Genomic DNA, 1,387 nt, shown 5'->3' on the forward strand with positions numbered 1-1,387 from the left:
CTGAAGGCCAGCGTGCAGCCTGTCGTGTTCACCGCCCCTACCGCCTTGCCGGACCATGGTGCCAAATCGGCGGGTCTGGTGGTGGCGCTGCCGGCGGTGGCGATTAGCGACGTGGCGGCCGAGCCTGCCTCGAACTGAGCGCCCCACGCATAAACATCGCCCGCCGCGATGACCGGACGGAACCCCGTCGCGCCGGGCGGCGGCGTGCCAGTGAGCGTGAAGCGCTGCCACGTCGTCGTGACGGTAAAATTCTGGTTCGCCGCGACGCTGTCGGGCGTGGAGTAGGCCAGGTACATCTGGACGGTCTGGTTGGCACCGGTCGCGCTCCGGAGCCACACTGAGAATGTGGCGCGCGACGTGATATTGGTGCCCAGATCGCAGCCCAGATATGAGGCGATCTGGTACCGGTCCGCCGTCATCGACCCATCGGGGGCGGCGGCTGCATTCGCCGTGATAGTCGAGCCGCCGTCCCTGAACCATCCGGTGCCTGCGAAATCATTGGCATATCGGATGTAATTCGTCGCGGCTCCCTCGAATATCATGCGCCGGCGGCCGGCCGAATAGTCGAATGCCAGGATATTGTCCGGCACCACCTCCACCAGCCCGCTGGCGCCGATGACGCGCTTGCCAACGCCGGAGCGCGCGAAAAGCTCGCTGGCCGAGATACCCGAGCCGTTGAGCCGGTACTGGTCTCGGACGAAATCAGCGATCAACGTGGGCGTGCGACCATTGAGTGCGAGCCGGTCACCCAACGCCCACATGCTCCAGCCCGACAGGGTGCGCCGCCACATCATGTCGGTGTCGAGGGCCACCACCTGCATGCCCTGCGCGGGCGGGGTGAAGCGCCACGCGGTGCCGCTCCAGATGGCGAGATAGCCGGCATAGCCGACCCACGCGCCCGTGGGCGACGTGCCCACCACATGGAGGTCGCCTTCCATCGGCGCGCCCGGCGGCGTGTCGAGGCCCACCGAGGCGGCCGCATAGGTGGCGACGGCATCGTCAAGCACGCGCTGGCGCTCGATCAGCTCGCGCACCCGCTCGGCCACATAGGTGCCAGTGGCGCGGTCGGGCGAGTTGTAGACGATCATGTAGCCGGAGCCGGCCAGCGCCGTCGAAGGCCAGCCATAGGCGAGGGTCAGGTGGGAGTCGTCCGTCACCGAGAGGACGCGCACCGCCCGGCCGCCGGCCTCCAGCGTGTCGCCCGGCATGACCAAGGCGCTCCAGAGCGTGCCGACACCGGTCACGGCGGTGCCGTTGGCGGAGACCGAGATGGTTCCCGTCCCGTAATAGTTCGTGAAGTCCATGGGCGATCCTCAGGGCAGCGGCCCCCAGGCGGGCCGGCCCGTGGTGCAGACGCTGAAAAAGTCGAGATAGGCGTAGGGCGTGG

At 68.1% G+C, this 1,387-nt stretch carries 1 protein-coding gene; it reads right to left on the reverse strand.

The window, feature by feature from the left end; translation table 11 throughout:
- A partial coding sequence (locus tag EJ105_RS27560) for a phage head spike fiber domain-containing protein (protein WP_250168877.1) occupies window positions 1-1,304 on the reverse strand: 1,304 nt, incomplete at its 3' end.
- Window positions 1,305-1,387: the final 83 nt, after the last annotated feature.

The organism is Xanthobacter aminoxidans (assembly GCF_023571765.1).
In the GTDB taxonomy this organism is placed as follows: domain Bacteria; phylum Pseudomonadota; class Alphaproteobacteria; order Rhizobiales; family Xanthobacteraceae; genus Xanthobacter; species Xanthobacter aminoxidans.